14 protein-coding genes are annotated in these 19,577 nt (G+C 55.2%); 12 read left to right on the forward strand and 2 right to left on the reverse strand.

Annotation, left to right across the window (positions count from 1 at the left end):
* Positions 1-3: 3 nt before the first annotated feature.
* The 4 genes from BM114_RS06660 to BM114_RS06675 all read left to right on the forward strand — a co-directional run bounded on the left by BM114_RS06660 (position 4) and on the right by BM114_RS06675 (position 6,195).
* Positions 4-807 carry a homoserine O-succinyltransferase gene (locus BM114_RS06660; protein WP_255406450.1) on the forward strand — a complete coding sequence of 268 codons (804 nt, stop codon included), beginning with the start codon at positions 4-6 and terminating at the stop codon, positions 805-807.
* Positions 800-2,641, forward strand: coding sequence for a peptidase U32 family protein (locus BM114_RS06665; protein ID WP_092111689.1), 1,842 nt, complete (start codon positions 800-802; stop codon positions 2,639-2,641). Before BM114_RS06660 ends, BM114_RS06665 begins: the two co-directional genes overlap by 8 nt.
* Positions 2,628-3,638, forward strand: a complete 1,011-nt coding sequence (locus tag BM114_RS06670; RefSeq protein ID WP_092111691.1) for a zinc ribbon domain-containing protein — start codon at positions 2,628-2,630, stop codon at positions 3,636-3,638. The genes BM114_RS06665 and BM114_RS06670 overlap by 14 nt, the downstream gene beginning before the upstream one ends.
* A 76-nt stretch (positions 3,639-3,714) precedes the next feature.
* Positions 3,715-6,195 carry a TonB-dependent receptor domain-containing protein gene (locus BM114_RS06675; protein WP_255406451.1) on the forward strand — a complete coding sequence of 827 codons (2,481 nt, stop codon included), beginning with the start codon at positions 3,715-3,717 and terminating at the stop codon, positions 6,193-6,195.
* Positions 6,196-6,273: 78 nt separating this feature from the next.
* On the opposite strand, the gene BM114_RS06680 is transcribed toward BM114_RS06675, so the two are convergent.
* Complete coding sequence (locus tag BM114_RS06680) at positions 6,274-7,515, reverse strand: D-alanyl-D-alanine carboxypeptidase/D-alanyl-D-alanine-endopeptidase (RefSeq protein WP_092111838.1); 1,242 nt, start codon at positions 7,513-7,515, stop codon at positions 6,274-6,276.
* A gap of 332 nt (positions 7,516-7,847) precedes the next feature.
* Between BM114_RS06680 and BM114_RS06685 the strand changes: the two genes are divergently transcribed.
* The 8 genes from BM114_RS06685 (at position 7,848) to rmuC (ending at position 18,777) form a co-directional block, all read left to right on the forward strand.
* Positions 7,848-9,239 (forward strand): hypothetical protein, encoded by a 1,392-nt coding sequence (locus BM114_RS06685; protein WP_092111693.1) that lies wholly within the window; start codon positions 7,848-7,850, stop codon positions 9,237-9,239.
* 13 nt (positions 9,240-9,252) lie between these two features.
* Entirely contained in the window at positions 9,253-9,684 is a 432-nt protein-coding gene (locus BM114_RS06690) for a hypothetical protein (protein WP_369808407.1), read from the forward strand.
* Positions 9,685-9,756: 72 nt separating this feature from the next.
* The gene (locus BM114_RS06695) at positions 9,757-11,241 is read left to right on the forward strand and encodes a hypothetical protein (protein WP_177207070.1); all 1,485 of its coding nucleotides are present in this window, start codon (positions 9,757-9,759) and stop codon (positions 11,239-11,241) included.
* Between the two features lie 12 nt (positions 11,242-11,253).
* Complete coding sequence (locus BM114_RS06700) at positions 11,254-14,730, forward strand: hypothetical protein (protein WP_092111699.1); 3,477 nt, start codon at positions 11,254-11,256, stop codon at positions 14,728-14,730.
* Between the two features lie 5 nt (positions 14,731-14,735).
* Positions 14,736-15,293 (forward strand): hypothetical protein, encoded by a 558-nt coding sequence (locus tag BM114_RS14340; protein WP_177207065.1) that lies wholly within the window; start codon positions 14,736-14,738, stop codon positions 15,291-15,293.
* Positions 15,294-15,297: 4 nt separating this feature from the next.
* Positions 15,298-16,104, forward strand: coding sequence for a zinc ribbon domain-containing protein (locus BM114_RS06710; RefSeq protein WP_092111700.1), 807 nt, complete (start codon positions 15,298-15,300; stop codon positions 16,102-16,104).
* Complete coding sequence (locus tag BM114_RS06715; protein ID WP_092111702.1) at positions 16,094-17,392, forward strand: MATE family efflux transporter; 1,299 nt, start codon at positions 16,094-16,096, stop codon at positions 17,390-17,392. The genes BM114_RS06710 and BM114_RS06715 overlap by 11 nt, the downstream gene beginning before the upstream one ends.
* A gap of 41 nt (positions 17,393-17,433) precedes the next feature.
* Positions 17,434-18,777, forward strand: a complete 1,344-nt coding sequence (rmuC, locus tag BM114_RS06720) for a DNA recombination protein RmuC (RefSeq protein ID WP_092111704.1) — start codon at positions 17,434-17,436, stop codon at positions 18,775-18,777.
* On the opposite strand, the gene BM114_RS06725 is transcribed toward rmuC, so the two are convergent.
* Positions 18,774-19,559 (reverse strand): tRNA threonylcarbamoyladenosine dehydratase, encoded by a 786-nt coding sequence (locus tag BM114_RS06725; protein WP_092111706.1) that lies wholly within the window; start codon positions 19,557-19,559, stop codon positions 18,774-18,776. The two genes, rmuC and BM114_RS06725, sit on opposite strands and share 4 nt — an antisense overlap.
* Positions 19,560-19,577 lie beyond the last annotated feature (18 nt).

Consider the following 19,577-nt stretch of genomic DNA (forward strand, 5'->3'; position numbering starts at 1 on the left):
CGTGTGAGTCCGGTCCGGATAGCCGTTCTCAACCTGATGCCTTTTAAGGAGGTAACGGAGGCTGACTTCTTGCGGCTGCTCAAGGGGGTATCCACACCTGTGGAGGTAACATGGATGCGTCTTCGCACCCATGTCTCGAAACACACCTCGGCAGCTTATATGGAGTTGCACTACCGCTATTTCGACGAGTTGCGGCAGGAGCGTTTCGATGGTTTCATCGTAACGGGAGCTCCTGTCGAGCTTATCGACTTCGAGGAGGTGGACTATTGGGAGGAGTTGCGGCAAATATTCGACTGGGCTCATGCCAATATGAAGAGTACGCTCTACATCTGCTGGGGAGCCCAGGCTGGGCTTTATCATTTTTTCGGAGTGCCCAAGTATGCGCTTCCCAGAAAGATGTTCGGCATTTTCAGTCAGCGCGTTCTTTCCGCCGTTCCGCTTTTCGAGGGCTTTTCCGGGGAGTTCCCGATGCCGCACAGTCGGCATACGGAAATTCGGCGCAGCGACCTGGAGCGGCATCCCGACTTGGAGATTCTTGCCGAATCGCCGGTAAGCGGCGTGAGCATGGTGATGACGCCGGATGCCCGTGAGGTCTTTATCACCGGTCATCTGGAGTATGAACCTTATACGCTTGACAATGAATATCATCGCGACCTCGGCAGACGCGATGATGTTGACTTGCCGAAAAACTATTATGAGGCCGATGACCCTTCTCTCAAGCCTGTCGACAGCTGGCACGAGTGGGCATTGCGGCTATATGAGAACTGGACTTCCCTGTATCTCGCAAAGAAACGACAGGATGCGTGAACTTGAACTTTTGGCTCCCGCCAAGAATCTGGAATGCGGCATCGCCGCCATCGACCATGGTGCAGATGCCGTCTATATCGGAGCCCAACGCTTCGGCGCAAGGGCTGCGGCAGGCAACTCCGTGGAGGACATCGGGCGTCTCTGCGACTACGCGCATCGGTTCGGGGCGAAAGTATTCGCTACTTGTAACACGATTACATACAACGAGGAACTCGATTACATGCGGCGTGTAATCGACCAGTTAGCCGCTGTTGGCGTTGACGCTCTCCTCGTTCAGGACATGGCCACGCTGTCCATGGTGAAAGACATAGCCCTCCATGCCAGTACGCAATGCGACACACGCACGGCCGAGAAGGTGCGCTGGCTGCGCGGTCTGGGCTTTGTCCGGGCTGTGCTGGCCCGTGAGTTGTCTGTCGATGAGATTCGCGCCATCCACGAGGCCGTGCCCGAGATGGAGTTGGAAGTGTTTGTCCACGGTGCCCTCTGCGTGAGTTATTCGGGTGTCTGCTATGCTTCCCAGCATTGTTTTGGGCGTAGTGCCAACCGTGGCGAATGTGCCCAGTTCTGCCGGCTGAAGTTCGATTTGGTGGATGCCGACGGTCGTGATATAGAGCATCAGCGCCATTTGTTGTCGCTGAAGGATATGTGCAGGATCGATCATCTCGAGGAACTGGCTGATGCCGGGGCGTCTTCATTCAAGATTGAAGGCCGGCTGAAGGATGTGGATTATGTGAAGAATGTGGTTTCGGCCTATTCGCAACGCTTGGACGACATCGTCCGGCGTCATCCCGACAGATACCGCCGGGCTTCCCTGGGGCGGGTGGAATATCATTTCACGCCCAATCTTGCGAAGACCTTCAATCGTGGTTATACCACCTATTTCCTGAAAGGACGGCAGCCGGATATCGCCAGTTTTGATACGCCTAAGGCTCTCGGTGAGTATGTGGGACGGGTGAAGGAACTGCGCGGCAACTCTTTTACTATGGCAGGAACGGCCTCCTTTGCCAATGGCGACGGCCTCTGTTTCCTCAACGAGGAACATGAGCTGGAAGGGTTCCGCGTAAATCGGGCGGAAGGCAACCGCCTCTTCCCGTTGCGCATGCCGCCCCGTCTGCGTCCGGGTGTTGCGCTCTATCGCAACAAGGACGAGGCTTTCGAGAAGATTCTGGCAGGCCATACGGCGGAGCGGAAGATTCCCGTGGTCATGGAGTATGGGCTTGCGGCAACGGGTTTCGTGCTCCGCATGTGGACAAAAGACGGTCTCCTGAAGGGAGAAAGCCAGGTGGAAGCCGAACACCAGGAAGCCCGGAATTCCCAGGCTGACAATCTTCGGCGGCAGCTTTCGAAGTTAGGAAATACTCCCTATGTGTGCGAAGAGTTGAGGATAGAGGAGGGGGCCGCTGCCCTTTTCATCCCTTCGAGCCTGCTCTCCGAGCTTCGCCGCGCTTGTGTAGAGAACATGAAGCTTCTCCGCAGGCCGGTTCCGGAGAAGACGATAGAGCCTGGAACCCCTCTCGTTCCCGCTGCTGGCTGGCAGCCGGAGTATAGGGCCTATCCGTATTTATATAATATCTCCAACCAAATGGCCGTGAAATTCTATGAAGATCACGGCTTGGTTCATCCCCGCGAGGCCTTCGAGCTGAGGCCTTCAGAGTGCCCACTCATCATGCAGTGCCGTCATTGCTTGCGCTATTCGCTGGGTTGTTGCGTGCGGCATGGCGGTCATAAGCCCTCTTGGCACGAGCCCCTCTTCCTGCGTTTGCCTGACGGACGCCGCTTCCGCCTTGAGTTTAAGTGTAACGAATGTCAGATGAATATCTATGCGGAGAAATAAATCCATAGTCCGGCAATTTCCTCTGTTGCTGTTGACGGTACTCACGCTCGCGTCGTGCTACCATCGTAAGCCCGTTACATCCGATGCGCTTCCCGTACAATATAGTGCCGCGCAGCTCGATTCCATCTCGTTCTATTCTCGTCATCACTATTCCGAGAACTTCAATTTCGTGATGAAGGCCGATTCTCTCGTCCTGCTCCGTCAGCAGCCCGAGGAGTCGTTCAGCGAGCTGCTTACCACCGACTCGCTCACCGTGCGTCGCCACGACCGGCTTGTGGTGGCGGATATCCGCATGCTGCCCACGGATTCCATTGACTCCGTCTGGGTTCAGGTGGCACGCGACCAGCATACAATAGGTTGGGTGCACGAGTCCGACCTGCTTCCCGCCGTCGACCCCGACGACCCCATCTCGCAGTTTATCTCTACCTTCTCTGATGCCCATTTGCTGATATTCCTCATCATCATCGTCGTCATAGGGTTTGTCTATCTGATGCGGAAGATGCTCCGGGGTAATGCCCATATCGTGCATTTCAACGACATCGACTCGTTTTATCCCACGCTGCTGGTGCTCCTTGTGGCCTCGTCGGCCACTTTCTATGCCAGCATCCAGACCTTTGCCCCTGATATGTGGCGTCATTTCTATTTCCATCCCACGCTCAATCCCTTTGCCACGCCGCCCATTCTCTCGGTCTTTCTCATATCCGTTTGGGCAATATTGATAGTGGGACTGGCCGCCGTCGACGATGTCCGCCATCAGTTGCCGCTGGGCGAAGCCGTGATGTATCTCTGCGGGCTTGCTGCCGTCTGTGCCGTCGATTATATCATCTTCAGTCTCACCACGCTCTATTTTGTCGGCTATCTCCTCCTGATGGCATATGTTTATTTTGCCTTGCGCCAATATTTCCTGCACAACAGAGCCGGTTTCTTCTGCGGGAATTGTGGTGCGAAGCTCCATCATAAGGGCCGGTGTCCCCGTTGCGGAGCGGAAAACCTGTGAGCATCTCACTCCAATTTCCCCACAAATAGGGATAGGCAGTAATGCCGGAATCCCGTAACTTTGCACCCGTAAAGTTATGAAAAGTATCATGAATATGAAGTCTCTTGTGTGCGCAGCCTTTGCTGCCGTTGTATTTTCGCCGGCAGGAGCAGCCGGCATCGGTATTGAGAATCCTGTCGAGGGGAGCGTGCTTGCCGATACATCCCGTGTAGTCGACCTCGACGAGGTTCTTGTTATCAAGCAGCCCAAGGAGAGTTTCCGGTTGCGGCAGCAGCCAGTCAGCTCGTCCATGTATTCTGCCCGCGACCTGTTGGCTATCGGGGCTCGCGACCTTCGGGAGCTTTCAGCATTCGTGCCTTCGTTTACGATGCCTAACTACGGTTCCCGCTATACCTCGTCAATGTATGTCCGTGGTATAGGAAGCCGTATCAACAGTCCGGCCGTGGGTATCTATGTCGACGGTGTACCGGTGATGAGCAAGAGTGCTTTCAATCAGCATTACTATGCCGTGGATCGTGTGGATGTACTCCGTGGGCCGCAGAGCACCTTGTACGGCTTGAATACCGAAGGCGGAATGGTGCGCATGTACACCCGCAATCCGTTCTCCTATCAGGGTACTGACATGGAGTTGGGATGGGGCACGCGCGCTTGGCGGAATGCCGAGCTGACCCATTATAATAAGGTGAGCGGCAAGTTTGCGTTCTCCGTCGGCGGTTTTTATGACGGCCAGAACGGGTTCTTCCGCAACCAGACGACGGGCGACCGTGCCGACAAGTATGACGAGGCGGGCGGCAGACTCCGCCTGATGTGGCGGCCCACGCAGCGTCTCTCGTTCGAGGTGTTCGGCGATTACCAGTATGTAGACCAGAACGGATTCCCTTACGGACGACTCAATCTTGAGACAGGAGAGACCGAATCTCCCGCCTCCACCTATCAGGGCTCTTACCGCCGGAATACGCTTGTCTCCGGTCTGAATGTCGGTTTCAAGGCCAATCACTTCGATTTGCACTATGCAACGAGCTATCAATGGCTGAAAGACTATATGATGATGGATCAGGATTACTTGCCTGTCGACTACATGCACTTGAAGCAATGGCAGCTGCAGAACGCCATGACCCATGAGCTTTCGCTGAAAAGCAACCATCCGGTAGGCGGTTTCTGGCACTGGACTCTTGGTGCTTTCTTCTCTGCGCAGTGGCTTCGTACGGACGGGCCGGTATTCTTTGACGCCGACATGACCAATATGATGTATGGCATGCTTCAGCCGATGATAGAACCGGTGATGTATAACGCCATCCTTGCAGCCTTCACGGGGCGCATGATAGGGCAGGGGGTTCCTCCTGCTGCGGCAGGTACTGCCGCTGCAGCGGCTGTCGAAAAGGCCGGCGGAGTGCATGTTACCGGCGTGGAGATGGGGGCTCCCGGCATTTATCGCACCCCGCAATTCAACCTTGGATTCTATCATGAGTCGAACTTCGATATAACCCGTAACCTTACTGCTACGCTCGGTCTGCGCTATGATTGGACGCATGCGAAGATAGCCTATGAGGCTTCCACTTTCATGGGAGTGAACGCGAGCGTGCTTGGCAAGGATGCCACGCGTTACCTTGCTTCATCGATTTCCGACCTTCTGAAGGATGATTTCAACCAGTTGCTTCCCAAGTTCGGGCTTACTTATAGGTTCCGGGACGGAAATGTATATGCTACCGTAACTAAGGGCTATCGCTCAGGCGGCTACAATATCCAGATGTTTGCCGACATCCTTCAGAACGATGTCATGAGTGCTGTCCGTGGGCAGAAGGTTGACATGAGCCAGTTTGCCAGCGGCGATATCAATATCGAGCATACGGAAGCTAACTATCAGGACATAGCAAAAACCATCTCTTACGAACCGGAGGTGAGCTGGAACTATGAGGTCGGTACGCATCTGAATCTCTTCAGGCGGGCTCTCCAGCTCGATCTCTCTGTTTTTTACATGCAGGTGCGCAATCAGCAGATAGCCGTCATGGCACCTGGCTTCAGCTACGGTCGCATGATGACGAATGCCGGCAGGAGCTATAGCGCGGGCATGGAAGCTGCCCTGCGCGGCGCGGCCTTTGACAATCACTTCGACTGGTCGCTCTCCTATAGCTTCACGCGAGCCAAGTTCAAGGAGTATATGGATCTACAGACCGTGAACGGAGCGCCCGTTACGCTCGACTATAGCGGCAACTATGTGCCCTATGTGCCGCAGCATCAGCTGGCTGCGTTTGCCGACTATCGCTTTGACATCAATGGCTCATGGCTCAAGAACATTACCCTCGGGGCGAATATGAATGCGCAGGGCAAGATTTACTGGAACGAGGCCAACAGCTATTCACAGAAGTTCTATGCGCTGCTGGGCGCTCATGCCGATGCCGATTTCGGACTCGTGAAGCTTTGCGTCTGGGCTCGCAACCTGGCCAGTACGAACTACAATACCTTCGCCATCAGCAGCAGTGCCACTCGCACGACGGAGTATTTTGCGCATCGGGGCGACCCGTTCCAGATGGGCGTAGACCTAAAGTTCCATTTCTAAGAACTTACTTTGATTGATTTTTGGGCAGTCTCCTCGTGAGGCTGCCCTTTTCTTTTGGGGGGAGAAAAGGCGGGGCTCTTACTTCACGAGAGCCTCGCAGAGCTTGCGCTGATAGACATGTGCGTCGAGCACCGACATCTCCGAGTCCATGATGGCGAAGGCCAGCAGATGGCCGTTGCTGCCCTCGCAGTAGCCCGCCAGCGAACTGATGCCGTAGGGATGGGAGAGCGTTCCGGTCTTCGCCCGAATCTTTCCGCGCGTGGCCTGACTGGTCATCATGCGGGCAAGGGTGCCGTCGGTGCCGGCCAGCGAGAGCTGGTCGTGGAGCAGGCGGTAGACGGGCTTGCGGTGATAGCCGTAGCGGAGCACCGCCGTGAGCACCTTCGGCGAGAGCCGGTTGTGGGTGCAGAGGCCGCATCCGTCGTGTATCACGAGGTCTTTGCCCGTGAACCCGAGGTCCTGCCGGAGGAATTTTCGCAGATAGTTCACGCCGCACGCCGTGGGTTCTCCCCGCCGGTTCACCCGGTGGCCGATGGTGTAGAGCATGGCGGTGGCCTGCGTGTTGGAGCTGTTCTTCCACATGCGCCGGGTAACCATGCTGATGGGGCGCACATATTTATATATGAGCCGCGAGCCGCGAGGCAGCCTCCCCATCACCAGTTGGCTGTCGGCCACCTGTATGCCCTGTGCCCGCAGGGCATACTTCAGCTCGCGCATCACGCGCGGCGCGCCCTTGTAGAAGAGTCCGTATCGGGAGAAGCTCAGGTCCCACGGATACCAGTGGGCCTCGCTCTTCACGGGTTCGGTGATGACGAGGTCGGCTATCAGACGGCCTTCTATCTTCTGGATGCCCCGCTTGCGGAGCGCCCGGGCAAAGCGGCCGAGGTCCTGCGGCTGGAGCTGCGGGTCGAGGCTGCCCTTGAAGGTGGCGTCGCCGTGCAGCGTGCCTCCGCTGGCCCTGCCCTTCGTATACAGGGAAGTCTCATAGTGATAGTTGCTGCCGAGCAGGTGGAGGCCCGCCACCCCGCTCAGCAGCTTCAGGCAGGAGGCCGAGGGGAGCGACAGGTTCTCGTTGACGCCATATACCGGCCGGTCGGCCGTGAGGTCGAAGACATAGAAGGCAAACTGCCCCTTCGCCCTCGGTGCCTGTGCGAATTCGGCGAGGCGCGTCTTCAGGTCGGTGTCGATTTGCACGGCATTCTTTTTTGTCGCTTCCGGTCTTGTGTCTTTGCTTTCCCCGCTTCCGCCGCAGCTTGCGAGCACTATAGCAACGGCTGCAATGCAGGCAGCCTTGCTGAGTTTATAGAGATTGTGATTCATTTTCATATTCGTTTACGGAATGCAAAAATACAAATAAAAAGCGAGAAGCATGCAGTCTGGAATCCTAATAAACCTGAAAGTTTCAGCCTTCAGCGTTCCCCGACAATGTTACAAGCCGCTTGTAATGCGATTACACGCCGTCTGTAATCGTGTTACACGCCGCTTGTAATCCTGCCGCTCCCTGCCTTTTGTTGCCGCATTGGAAACATGCGGAATTTCAATAAGAAGCATAAAAACATTCATATTTTCATAAAACCTTGTTTTTAAAGATGTGCGTTTGTCGATTTTTTATTATATTTGCAACTATATTTACAAGTATAGCGTCTAAAGGCATGATGAAAACAATGAAGATACTCTTGCTTGCGCTCTTCCTGACGGGCGTCGCTGCCTCGTGCGGCGACAAGAGCCAGAAGGAGTTCGGCAGGCTGTTGCTCGAGCTGGCGGGGCAGGACGAGACCATAGACCGGGCCGACTGGCAGCGGATAAGCGATTTTCTGGACAAGAACAAGGCCCATTTCCGCGACCTCTATGACGGGAGCGAGCTGAAGGCGGAGGCCGTGAAGGCCTATATTCAGGACTTCTTCGGCCACAGGCGCCCCCCCAGGGAAATCAACTTCGAAGGCATCGACGGCAAGCCGCTGTCGTTCCGCATCTTCCTCGAGCAGAGCGGCTCGATGGCTCCTTACGACTCGCCGAGCGGCGACGGCTCGTTCAAGGCGGCCGTGATGGCCCTACAGAACAATCTGCCCGGCAAGGCCGAGGTGGAACATATAGGGGAGAAAGGATACACCGACTTCCGTGCCATCTTCGACGATCTGCTCAACAAGACCCGTGAAAACGAGATAAGCATCCTCGTTACCGACATGATCTACTCGGTGAAGGACATGCAGGGCGTCAATCCGCAGAAGGTGTTCAGCGAGGCGCAGGGCATGATCAACTCTGTCTTCAAGGAGGAGGTGGAGCGGAAGGCCATGCTCGTGGTGAAGATGAACGGCTCGTATAACGGCCCTTACTACAGCTACGACAACTCCGTGAGGCAGTATGCCGGCCGCCGGCCTTACTACATCGTGCTCGTGGGCGATAACCAGAGTATCGCCCGCCTGACGCACGACCGCCAGCTGGCAGCCTTTGCCGACTTCAAGGCCCTGCGCGGCTATGAGAACATGTATCTCTATGAAGCCCGCCATCTGTATGCTCCTTATTACTCACTCCTATTGAGTAACGACGACATCCGCGGCCGCTTCCAGCCGGAGCGGGGGCAGGAGTCGCGCATCACGAGCATCGAGGGCGTGGAACTCGACAAGAACAGCGGCGACTTGCAGCTGGCGCTTGCCGTAGACCTGAGCGGCATGCTCATCGACGAGAGCTATCTCACGGAGGTCTCCAACTATGAGATAGAGAGCAGCGACGCCGTGAAAATCAAGCGGATTCGCCGCGTAACGCCCAAGGATGCCACGCCCGCCGAGAAGAAATACCTCGGCAAGGCCACCCACATCTTCGTGCTCTCGATGAGCGGATTTGCCCACGATCAGGAGGTGAAGGTCAAGCTCATGAACCGTCTGCCCAGGTGGATAGCGGAGAGCTCTACGGACAGCGACCTGACCCCGGACGGCCACACCACCTTCGGACTGCGCTATCTGCTGGAGGGAATCTACGAGAGCTACAAGCGCATGAACGATGGCGAGCCGGAATATTTTGAATTTGAACTGAACTTGGAAAGATAAAATGAAGAAGGGAATGTTTTTGGTTGCGGGAGCAGTCATCACGCTGCTTTACCTGCTCTTTGGGACTCCTCTCTATGAGGCACTCTATTACGAGCGCGAGTTCTCTAACGAGATGTATAACGAAAACCTGTATCTCACGGTGTCCATCGTTACCACCCTGGTGGCATGGGGCTTTGCGGGCATCTACTATTATGTGGTCAACAGCGTGAGCTTCTCCCGCTGGTATCACTGGCTCATCGTGCTGATAGCGGCGTCAGTCGTGGCTCCGCTCATCAACTTTGTCTATCCCAACTCCATTTTCAACGGACTGGGCTATGACTTCAGCGCACAGCTCTTCAGTTTCTGCATGGTCGACCTGGCCATCGAGGCGATACTCTTCATCGTGGTGTCGTTCTCCATTCGCTGGTGGTCGTCTAACTGCCGCCATACACCGATACCGGAATAAAGACAAGCAACTATGAGACTTTTTATATTCTTAGTGGGTGGAACGGGGAGCCGTGTCATGCGACCTCTTGTCATGCAGCTGGCTGCCGGCATCCATCCCCTGAACGAAGCGGGGCAGCCTATGCCGCTCGAGATAGTGCCCATCATCGTCGATCCTCACAAGGCCAACGAGGATCTGAAGCGCACGGAGAACCTGCTGCGCTGGTATAAGCAGATTCGCCAGCAGCTCTACGGCGACTCGGCGGATGTGTCCAAGGGATTCTTCTCGGTGAAGATATCCACTCTCTCCGACATCGTTCCCAACGGATCGAGCCTCAGCGACACTTTCCTCTTCAACATGGGAAGCATCGCCTCGAAGAAGTTTCAGGACTTCATTTCCTACAGCACGCTCGACTCGGCCAACCAGGCGCTGGCCTCGATGATGTTCTCCGGCTATCAGCTGGACACGAAAATGGACATAGGATTCGTGGGAAGCCCCAACATCGGCAGCGTGGCTCTCAACCAGTTCAAGGACTCGGAGGAATTCCGCCAGTTCTCGAATGTGTTCCAGAAGACCGACCGCATCTTCATTGTGTCGAGCATCTTCGGTGGGACAGGAGCTGCGGGATACCCCATCATCGTGAAGAACATCCGCAATGCGGGTCGCAACGCGGCCATTAACAACCGCGGAGACCTGCGCGACGCGAAGATAGGAGCACTCACCGTGCTGCCTTACTTCAATGTGCAGCAGGACGAGAACAGCCCCATCTCACGGGCCGACTTCATCTCGAAGACCAAGAGCGCGCTGTTCTATTACCACGATAATCTGACAGGACTGCGCGAAGACGGCGTAGACCTGCCCCTCTCGAAGGTCAACGCCTGCTATTACCTGGGGGATGAGGTGCCGTCGAACCCTTACTTCAACGACCCCGGAGGCAACGGCCAGCGCAACGATGCCCATGTGGTGGAGTATGTGGGAGCCCTCTCCGTGCTTGACTTCCTCTCTATTCCCGACGACCAGCTCGTTACTGTGGACGGCAACGCGCAGAGCCCTGTCTACAAGGAATACGGGCTCTCCGAGGACAAGGGAACGCTGAGCCTGAAGACCTTTGCCCTTTCTACGCGCTCCCTGGTCAATCGTCAGCTCGTCAAGTTCCACCTCGCCTACATGTACATCACCCATCAGTTAAAGCAGGATATAGGGCGGGGATACACCGAGGACAAGCCCGAAATAGGCAGCGGATTCCTCTCCACCTCGTTCTTCAACACCCTGACGGGTAGTTTTTTCGTGGCCTATCGCCAGTGGCTGAAGGAACTGCGGGGCAATCATCGTGCCTTCATTCCCTTTAATCTTGATACCGAGAAGCTCAGCGAAGCCATCTCTGGGATACAGCCGAAGACTGGTCTTTTCAAGTCGGCCATCGACTATAAGACCCTTCTGTCGGCTCTCAACAAGGCATCTCAGCAGGCCATGAAGACCAATAAATATGGTAGCGACCGCGTGGCATTCAAGCTTCTCGACCTGCTGGACGAGACGCTCGACCAGATGTTGGATGAAAAATATAATGGAATCGTATAATGAAATCGTATAATGGGCAAGATATTAAGCTATAACAATAAGACCACCGGAGAAGGGTGGATACCGTTGAATACGCAGTATAATGCCGATGAAATAGAGATGATCAGCGACCCTAACGGGGGACTTTCACAGAAACCGCGCACGGCAATACCGTCGCCGTTTGCCCAGATGGACCTCGTGAAAAACGCTTTCTCCCGTTTGGCGTCGCACTCCAATCTGCAAGGAGAGGCCATGGACGAGAAACTTGTGGCCAATGCTCTCGACATCGCACAACTCTTTTTCTCGTATCCGGAACTGAAAAGTCAGCTTCACATCATCGAGTGGAACCGCGATGTGGAGCTGTCCCGACTGCTGTCCGACCCGCAACATAAACTCTTCGGCGAGACGCTGAAGATGTTTCTGGAGCAGGATAAGGAAGCTTTCAACTTCGACAGGATGGACAGGCTTTACTTCCTCGTCTACGGCAATCAGGTCATTGGGAGCACTTCGCCGGTAACGCTGTTCATGGCTTCGCCCAATGCGGAGCCTCATAAGATTCAGTTGCCGGTAGAGCAGAACGTGAACCTCTTCGACCTTTGGCGTCCGCTTCACATGCGCAATGAGAAGTTCGTCATGTATATCTATGCGCTCTTCACGGCTTATCCGGAGCTTAAGAGAAGTTGCGGTGAGGTGAATCACTACCTTATTACCAGCTTTCAGATGCTCTCGCAAGGCCTTCGCGACGCCATTCTCAAGGAGATAGGCAATCCAGAGGCCATGGATATGCAGGCTGTGGAGCATGCGAAAGGCTATCTGGATGCCAACTTCCAGCAGATGGACGAGGGCGTTCAAGTGCTTGGCGTGCCTTTCTACTGTGTCCGTCAGGAGGATGTCCTGAAGGCCATTGAGAACAGCGACTTTGTCATCGTGCCGACGCGCGAGGTGGGGGAGAGGCTCCCCTTGGTGCTTCAGAACCATCTGAACGCGCCGCAGACTGATCCTTTTCGCTATATTACGACGGCCTGGAGCGACGCTACGGTCATCACTCCGGCCGACTATGCCCCGGAACCTGACAAGCGCGTGCTCCCCGCAACGAGCCATCAATACCCGTGGTTAACGGCTGATGACTTTTTCCAGCCGGCACTCATCAAGCTCGATTACCGCATGGACGGCGACTGTTTCTTTGACGGGAACCTGTCGATAGGCTCTCGCGAGACCGACGACTGCGACTTCGTGCTTCCCCTGAAGCCGCTTTTCTTCAAGTATTTCAATGTAAGCGACCTGTGGGGTACCGTCGGCGGGAGGCCTAAGTTTGAACTCATCCACACGCAGACAGGCTCCGTGGAAAGCGTGAAGGCCATCCTCCGTGTTCCTGTAAGGAAGCAGGGCAGGTATATCACGCTGGAGCGCACCTATGTGGCAGCCCATAATGTGGATCTCGGCTATGATGTGAAGAACGACCGGGGCTACTTCATCACCGTGCCGTTTGCGCTGAGCGTGTTCCCGTTTGTGCATACCCAGGGCCTTAAACAGTATAATGTCCAACTCGTGGACCGTGCTCTTGGCATGCTTGAAAACTATCGTTTAGCCCTTGACTTTTATAAAAACGGATACCGCAATCAGGTCTCCGACAATGATGTCGTTGCCCGGGAGCGCAGCCTGAAGTCGGAGAAACGCGTGGGAAGCTGTTACTATAAGCTGGCCGGCGACTTTGATTATATCAATGTCTCGCTCACCGACGAGCGGGGAAACAAGGTTGCCGAGGGGGTTGTCTGTCCCAAGTGGCCCGACTATATACCCGGTCATGACGCCTTCACATTCGCCGTGGACTTCGGTACGACCAACACTCATGTGGAGTGCATGAAGGGCGACGACATGCCGGAGCCGCTCAAGATAGACCTGGCAGGGAGGAACCGGATGCTCGCAACACTCTATAATGGGTCGCAGGTGTTGTATGATGTCATCATCAAGCAGGAGTTCCTGCCCAAGGAAATCGGCGAGGACTACGGCTTCCCGCAGCGCACGGTGCTCTCGGAGTGCGAGCGTATGGACGCCGTGAATGTCGATAACATCGTGGCTTTGGGTGATGCCGACATCCCGTTTATCTACGAGAAGGAGAGCGTGGGCTATGGCAACCGCATCGTGCCGAACCTGAAATGGTCGACGGAGATAGCCACGGGCAAGCGCATCCGTGCCTATCTGACGGAGATAGCGTTGCTGCTTCGCACGAAGGTGCTCCTTGAAAACGGGGATATGGCCAAGGTTCGTCTCGTATGGTTCTATCCCCTGAGCATGAAAGTGGGCAATATCCGCAAGCTGGGAGAGACCTGGTCGAAGATTTTCAGCGAGGTCTTCGGAATCCAGGCGACGGAGACGAACCTCATTCCGATGCCCGAAAGCGTAGCTCCCTATTATTTCTATAAGTGCTCCAGCCAGTTCCGGGGGGCGGCTTCCACCGTTGCGAGCATCGATATTGGCGGTGGTTCGAGCGATGTCGTCGTCTTCGAGTCGAACGCGCAGCAGCCGGCGTTCCTCACATCGTTCCGCTTCGCCGCCAATGTTCTCTTCGGCGACGGCTTCTCCGAGGTGCCTCATGGCGACACAAACCCGATGCTCGTGAGATATGTGGACTACTTCCGACGGCTCTTTGACAGCGACGACGACAAGTATGGAGAGCTCAACGGCATCCTCGACGACATTACGGCCAAGCGCAAAAGCGAGGATATCAATGCCTTCTTGTTCTCGGTGATTAACAATAAGGTGGTGAACGGCAACGATGTGTTTTCTTACAACATGCGCCTCAACGAGGATGGCGATCGCAAGATAGTGTTCGTCTATTTCTATGTGGCACTTATCCATTATGTGGCTTGCATGATGAAGCATCGCGGACTGACGAAGCCTCGCAGCGTGATGTTCAGCGGAACGGGCAGCAAAGTGCTCGACATAGTGGGCTCGCAGCGAGACCTCGACTTGCTCACGCAGGCGGTCTTCGAGCGCGTCTACGGCGAGCAGTATGACGCCGACGGGTTTTCCGTGGTGATGGAGAAGAACGAACCCAAGCAGATTACTTGTCGCGGGGCTCTCATGCAGGTGCGCGACGGCATGGGATGCCAGCATGTGGCGGAACTGAACAAGCTGATGGACGACTTCGACAGCCACCTGAAGTATAACTATTCGATGCTCCCGATGGAGACGCTCCGTTATGAAGACATGGATCGCGAGGATGTCCGGGCGGCCATTGTGCGGCAAGTAAAGGAATTCAATGACTTCTTCCTGCAGTTGTGTGAGGACATCCACATCGTCGATCGGTTCCTCGTAGAGAATCGTTCGCTTATTAAATTCAGGGAACTTGTTAACAAGGATCTGGAGCATCACCTGATTAACGGCTGGAACTTCGTGAACAAGAATCAGGAAGACAAGAACGGCTCCGACCCGATAGAGGACACGGTGTTCTTCTATCCGATTATTGGTAGCATTCGCGATAACCTCATAGAACATTTGACAGACTGACGGCTATGTTTGGAAAAAATCAGGAAATAGAAGAACTTAGGACGAGTATCGGCGACTTGCAACAATCTCGCGAATCCGTATTGGAAGAGTTGAAGCGGTTGAAAAAGCAAGTGCAGGCGCTTCAGGAGAAGTTTGCTGCTTGTGAGAAGGAAAAGGAGGAGGAAGCCGCATTGGGGGCTCCTGATTCCGAACCGGAGGCAGGCATGCTGACATCTTTCACCCCCGAGCCCTCACATGCCCAGCCCCGGGCGCAGGTGTTCTTTCTTGCCGCACCGACGGTCGACGGCCTTTTCCTTCGTCAGAGCACCACGGAGCAGATAGGAAAGAGCATTTACAAGCTGGTTTCCATGGATGGGGTGAACGGTAATTTCATCCTGCTGGACACTCCCGATGCCATTGCCACGGCGATGATCAGCGTTTCACAGTTCGTGAAGTCGGTGTGCAAGGTGAACGGAAACATCGCCTCGATGCCCCGGCATATCATCACCGAGGAAGAAGGCGTTGCCACCCGGGAGGGCGAGGGATGGCGCGTGGTGCGCAAGGCAGTCGTAAGATTTGAGTGAAGATATGGAAGTAAAGTGTCCGAAATGCAGATATCGCTTTGAAGTTTGGCGCGGCCCGGGAGTGCGTGAGCTGTCTTGCGTGTGCCCCCGTTGCGGCACGCCTTTCAACTATGAGATACCCGAAGATGCCCCCGTAGTGCCTACCGCTGATGTTACAAGCGGCGTGGAAGAGGATTACAAGCCGTCTGTAACGACATTACAAGCCGCTTGTAACAAACCCGAAAGCGGTTCCCGGCAGGATGAGAGGCCGTCGGCTGTCCCGCCGTCAGAGGGTTCGACGGCCTCTCGTGTCGGCCCGATGCCTTATTCGGCGGGGCTGCGACCGGATGCAGACACCGTTCAGAAGCAGAAAAGCCGTTTTGGTTGTGGCTTTAAGAGTTTTCTTTTTGCCCTTCTGGCTCTTTTTGCCCTTATCCTGTTCGGGCCTCGCGCGTGTCATTCAGAGGAATCGTATACGGCGGAAGATGTTGTCGGCGACACGACCCTGGAAGTCATTGAGGAGGTTCCCATGGATTCAGTCGACACCTCGGTAACCAAGTGGGATGCCAAGCCTACGCCCAGTTGGGTGTTCGGCACATGGCAGATTACCACGGAATATGGCAAGATAAATGTGCGCATTGCCGACAAATGGATTCGCGAGACATCAGAAGGAGGCACGAGCCACGGTACTTTCTATTATACGCGCGGGCAGTTGAACTGTTCCTTCCCGGACGACGGTCATCAGGTGAAGACCTACTACAGGCTTGATGAAGACCGCCATCTCATCGATGCGGGAGAAGGAATGTGGATGACGAAGATCAGTGATCATTGACCGACAGATACTCCGTCTGGCCGTTCCTTCGATTGTTTCGAACATTACGGTGCCCCTCCTGGGGCTTGTCGACCTTGCCATCGTCGGCCATATGGGCAATGTGCGGTATATTGCCGCCATAGCGGTGGGGTCGATGATTTTCAATATCATCTATTGGCTTTTCGGCTTCCTGCGCATGGGAACGAGCGGAATGGCCTCGCAGGCTCTTGGGAGGAGGAATCTTCCGGAGCTGCTGCGTCTTTTCCTGCGCTCGCTCTCCGTAGGACTGCTCATAGCCCTGTGTTTTCTCGTTTGCCAGTGGCCGCTGCGAGGGTTGTCGGTCATGCTCATGCATCCGTCGGCCGAGGTGGTTCCCTTTGTCTATACCTATTTTAATATATGTATATGGGGAGCTCCGGCGGTGCTGGGTCTCTATAGCATGACGGGCTGGTTCGTGGGCATGCAGAACACGCGCATACCGATGGTGGTGAGCATTCTCCAGAACATTATCAACATTATTGTTTCCGTTGTCTTGGTGTTTGGGTTCGGCCTGAAGATAGAGGGCGTGGCCTTCGGCACTTTGACGGCGCAGTGGTCGGGACTTCTGATGGCCCTTGGGCTGTGGCTCAGGCATTATCGCAGGCTCCTCAAATACGAGGAGGGGTGGCGTCAGATTTTCCTGCGTAATGCCATGTCGCGTTTCTTCGGTGTCAACCGCGACATCTTCTTCCGAACGGTTTTCCTCGTGGCGGTAAACCTGTTCTTTACCTCTTTCGGGGCCCGCCAGGGAGACTTGATACTCTCCGTGAATACGCTGTTGCTGACATTCTACACCCTTTTCTCCTATGTTATGGACGGCTTCGCGTTTGCCGCGGAGGCGTTGTGCGGCAGGGCTTACGGTGCTGGAGATGGCGACCGGTTCCGCAAAGTGTGCCGCCGTCTGGCTTTCTGGGGCTTCCTGATGGTCTCGCTCTTTACCCTCGTCTATGCGGTGGGCGGTCGCTCGTTCCTCGGGCTGCTTACCGACGAGGCATCGGTCATTGATGCCGCCATGCCTTATTTTCCTTGGGCGCTGCTCATTCCGTTGGCAGGGGTGGCGGCGTTTATCTACGACGGCATCTTCATCGGCATCACGGCCACTCGTGGCATGCTTGTGTCTTCGTGCATTGCGGCGGTCTGCTTCTTCGCCGTCTATGCCTTGTTCTTCGGCAGTATGCGCAACCATGCCCTCTGGCTGTCGCTCATCGTATACCTTCTTATGCGTGGCGTCGTCCAGAAAATTTATCTGGACAAGACATGCAGGATATAAAGCGGAATTTCGTATATTTGCAATAAAAATCATAGGAGCGCATGGAAATCGTATATTTAGCAGTCGGACTGGTTGTAGGAGGCGTGATTGCTTTCTTGTGGATGAATGGAAAGAAGCGGGAGGTGGAGACCGCCTTGAAGCTTTCCGAGCAGGACAAGGAGCACGAAATCCGCTTGAAGGAGGAGTTGCGGGGCAAGTTTGACGCGGCCGATGCCGCACTTAGCGACCTTCACGACCAGCTCACCCAGGCCAAAGTGGAGCTGGGCAGCGTGCAGTCGCAGTTGGAGGCGGAGCGGAAGAGCAACGGCGAGGAGATGAAACTCCGCCGCGAGCAGTTCGAACAGCAGCTGAAGACCATCCACGAGCAGTTTTCCAACTTGGCGCAGGAGGTTCTCGACAAGACTTCCGACAAGTTGAAGACGCAGAATGTGAGCTCCATCGACGCGGTTACCAAGCCCCTGAAAGACAAGGTAGCCGAACTTCAGGATGCCATCAAGCACACGAATGAGAAGACGGTGGAGACCACCTCTTCCATCACGGAGCAGATTCGACAGATGATGTTGCAGACGCAGCGCATGGACAAGACGGCCACCCGCCTCTCGAATGTCATGCAGGGCGGTAACAAAATACAGGGCAACTGGGGCGAGCACACGCTTCGCAACCTGCTTTTGGCTCAGGGAATGCGCGAGGGAACCGACTTCGACCTCCAGGTAACCGTTGCGGCAGAAGGCACCGACAACTATCGTCCCGATGCCGTGCTGCATTATCCGAACGGAGAGGATGTGTTCATCGACTCCAAGATGTCTATCGATGCGTATAAGCATTTTGTGGAGGCCGAGGACGACGCCAGCCGCAAGATCTATGCCCGGAAGGTGGTGGAGAGTGTCAAGGGACAGTACAAGAACCTGATGGGAAAGGACTACAGCCGCTTCGTGAAGGAAGGGCGGACGGCGGTAGACTTCGTTATTATGTATGTTCCTTATGAGGGTGCGCTCCAGTTGAGCTTCAAGGAAGACCCGAATCTATGGAGCGAAGCCTTCAACAACAAGGTCTTCATTACCAGTCAGGAGAACCTGATGGCTGTCCTCAAGGTCATCGACATTGCGTGGAGGCAGTATCAGCAGGCGGAAAACCAGAAGCAGGTTTTCCTCTTGGCAGACGAACTTCTGAAGCGTGTGGGTAAGTTTATTAGTGAATATCAGAAGATGAAACGGAATCTTGACGCCTTTACCAAGTCGTTCGATGGGCTCGATACCACCGTCGAGGGGCGGCAGGGCATCGTGCAGAAGGCCAACCAGATGAAGAAGCTGGGCGTCAAGGAGAATGTGAGCTATCCGATTCCTGCTGACACGGCAGACGGCATGGAGCTCCTCGAAGAATCCTAACGGTTGACAGGAAGGTTCTCGCCCCCGGTGCTTTCTGTCCGCAGGGTGCCCGCTTTCCTTATCAGGTCTTTCACCACTTCGCCGCCGATGATGAGTCCTGCCGCAGCGGGAACGAAGGCGTTGCTTGCCGGAATACTCCGGCGCATGCTGCCATTGTCCTGAATTTCCTCCGTCGCTCCGTCTTCTATGAGTGGCTTCAAGGGTTCCTCTTCACTATAAACCACCTTGAGATGAGGAACTCCGAGCTTGCGGAGCTTCTTCCGCATGACCTTGGCAAGCGGGTCTCTATTGGTCTCGTAGATATCAGCTACACGGAAGGCAGTAGGGTCGAGCTTGTTGGCAGCGCCCATGCTCGAGATCAGGGGAACGCCGAGGCCGTAGCAACGCCTGGCAAGTTCTATCTTTGCCGTTATCGTATCGATGCAGTCCACGACATAGTCGAATTGGCTTAGGTCTACCTCCCCGGCATTCTCCGGCAGATAGAACATGGGGTGCTTGCCCACCCGGCAGTCAGGGTTTATATCGTGTATGCGGGCTTCCGCTACCTCCACCTTATACTGGCCGACGGTAGAGAGGAGGGCGAGAATCTGCCGGTTGACATTCGTCAGGCACACCCGGTCGTTGTCGAAGACATCTATGCTGCCCACGCCGCTTCGTGCCAATACCTCGAGGGCATGTCCGCCTACGCCGCCGATGCCGAAGACGGCCACGCGCGAGGCTGCCAGCGTCTCCATGGCGGGCTTGCCTAACAGAAGCTGAGTTCTGGAAAACTGATTCTGCATCTTTACCTTTTATTTTTC

This window comes from Prevotella sp. KH2C16, assembly GCF_900113305.1.
GTDB lineage: Bacteria > Bacteroidota > Bacteroidia > Bacteroidales > Bacteroidaceae > Prevotella.

Bases quoted from the DNA above. Each gene is read 5' to 3' on its own strand.
- BM114_RS06665 (WP_092111689.1), top strand. From the start codon at position 800: ATGCGTGAACTTGAACTTTTGGCTCCCGCCAAGAATCTGGAATGCGGC.
- BM114_RS06670 (WP_092111691.1), top strand. From the start codon at position 2,628: ATGCGGAGAAATAAATCCATAGTCCGGCAATTTCCTCTGTTGCTGTTG.
- BM114_RS06675 (WP_255406451.1), top strand. From the start codon at position 3,715: ATGAAAAGTATCATGAATATGAAGTCTCTTGTGTGCGCAGCCTTTGCT.
- BM114_RS06680 (WP_092111838.1), bottom strand. From the start codon at position 7,515: ATGAATCACAATCTCTATAAACTCAGCAAGGCTGCCTGCATTGCAGCC.
- BM114_RS06685 (WP_092111693.1), top strand. From the start codon at position 7,848: ATGATGAAAACAATGAAGATACTCTTGCTTGCGCTCTTCCTGACGGGC.
- BM114_RS06690 (WP_369808407.1), top strand. From the start codon at position 9,253: ATGTTTTTGGTTGCGGGAGCAGTCATCACGCTGCTTTACCTGCTCTTT.
- BM114_RS06695 (WP_177207070.1), top strand. From the start codon at position 9,757: ATGCAGCTGGCTGCCGGCATCCATCCCCTGAACGAAGCGGGGCAGCCT.
- BM114_RS06700 (WP_092111699.1), top strand. From the start codon at position 11,254: ATGGGCAAGATATTAAGCTATAACAATAAGACCACCGGAGAAGGGTGG.
- BM114_RS14340 (WP_177207065.1), top strand. From the start codon at position 14,736: ATGTTTGGAAAAAATCAGGAAATAGAAGAACTTAGGACGAGTATCGGC.
- BM114_RS06710 (WP_092111700.1), top strand. From the start codon at position 15,298: ATGGAAGTAAAGTGTCCGAAATGCAGATATCGCTTTGAAGTTTGGCGC.
- rmuC (WP_092111704.1), top strand. From the start codon at position 17,434: ATGGAAATCGTATATTTAGCAGTCGGACTGGTTGTAGGAGGCGTGATT.
- BM114_RS06725 (WP_092111706.1), bottom strand. From the start codon at position 19,559: ATGCAGAATCAGTTTTCCAGAACTCAGCTTCTGTTAGGCAAGCCCGCC.